Here is a 1,694-nt window from a genome sequence, read left to right as displayed (position 1 = left end):
GCGCCACTTCGACCGGGAGGTAGTTGTGACGCGTTGGACTCCGAAGGATGTTAAGGATGCTGCTGTTGAGCGCGTGGTGGCAGGCGAGGCAGTTAGCCTGGTCGCGCGTGATGTGGGTGTAGGCCCCGAATCGGTTTACGGTTGGTTGAGGGTAAGAGGTGTCGAACCTCCAGGCAGGCGTGCGAGTCGTTTGCGTGATCCGTTTGTCCGTGAGGCTGTTGGGTTGGTGCGTGCAGGTATGTCGATCAGTCAAGCAGCACAGACTGTTGGAATATCGACTGGCTTGCTTCACAGCAGGTTAAAGAAAGCTGGTGTAATCGAAGTGCGGCCTAGACGCGCCCACTTGTCACCTGATGAACGTGCCCAGGCCGTGGAGCGAGTGCTTGCTGGTGAGAGCTGTCAGACAGTGGCTGATGCTATCGGTGTGCATCCTTCTACCGTGTATGGGTGGATAAGGAAGCAGCGGTATGCGAAGTTACGCCGGCAGCGACATCGTCGAACGCCTGATGAGGCGGTGGTGTCTTTGCCAGATACAGGCAAGAAGCTGGGTAAAGATTCTGTTATGCCAGCACCGATGAAAACTCAAGCCGTTGATGGATTTCCTAGCGGCGTATTCGACAAACACGCCTTAGTAGGGCGTGGTCGCAGGCTTACTGTTGAAGACCGTGTTGCTATTGAAGCGGGATGTCGTGTCGGTGATTCGGCACGAGCCATCGCGCAGAAAATAAATAGGCACCACAGTGTCGTCGCTCGTGAAATCACCCGTAATGGTTGGAAGATCGTCGATGAGGACGGCACAGAGCAGCTGCGGTATAACGCCCACAACGCTGCTGTTTCTACTGCTGGTCGGATGGTGCGGCCAAAACTACGCAAGCTCGATGAAAGCCCAACGCTTCGGGGTGTAGTAGTCGATTGCCTTGCCCGCAGGTGGTCACCTGGGCGCATTAGTGCATGGCTTGAGCATGCTTTCAGCGATGATGAAAGCATGCGTATTTCCCACGAAGCGATCTACAGTGCCTTATACATTCAAGGCAAAGGCAGCCTGCGAGCCGAGCTTGAAGAAGTCATGAAGACTAAAGACGTACTTATCCGCGGCGGCTCAACACGCAAGCGTCGTGCCCGAAACGCTGGCGTGTTAACCGGTCGCCCTTGGATCAAAGGTGCTGAGATCACCCACCGCAGCCCGGAAGCTGATGACAGGGCTATTCCCGGGCACTGGGAGGGCGACCTTGTTATTGGTAAAGGTGGCAAAAGCGCGCTGATTACCCTAGTAGAGCGCACCAGCCGTTACACCCTGCTTGGACACCTTCCCGATGAGCACAGTTCACACACCGTGGTCGCAACCCTGCAGGACATGGTCAAAGACCTCAACACCGAGCAGCTAAAGACCATCACATGGGACCAAGGCGCAGAAATGGCTGTCACAGCACAAGTCCAGATTAAAGACGGCTGCCAGGTGTTTTTCTGTGAACCGCACTCACCGTGGCAGAGACCAACCAACGAGAACACCAACGGCGAGATCAGGCGCAGGTTCTACAAAAAGGGCACCGACTTTGCCACCGTCACACCCGAACATGTCGCGTGGGTGCAAAATGAGCTCAACGAAACACCCCGACAAATCCTCGGCGGCGCAACCCCACGTGAAATACTTAACGAACTATTCAAGCGTGGCGCATCCACCGCTTGATTCCGCC

General features: G+C 55.7%; 2 pseudogenes. Both read left to right on the top strand.

The annotated features are described in order from the left end of the window. Nucleotides 1–238: 238 nt before the first annotated feature. A pseudogene (locus L6758_RS10880) lies at nucleotides 239–448 on the top strand (helix-turn-helix domain-containing protein); the annotation flags it as partial. A gap of 19 nt (nucleotides 449–467) precedes the next feature. Then, nucleotides 468–1,687, top strand: a pseudogene (locus tag L6758_RS10875) (IS30-like element IS1513 family transposase). The last annotated feature ends 7 nt before the right edge of the window (nucleotides 1,688–1,694 follow it).

The sequence above is a fragment of the Rothia nasimurium genome (assembly GCF_928382285.1).
Lineage (GTDB): Bacteria > Actinomycetota > Actinomycetes > Actinomycetales > Micrococcaceae > Rothia > Rothia nasimurium_E.
This window is presented reverse-complemented; position numbering and strand designations above follow the sequence as displayed.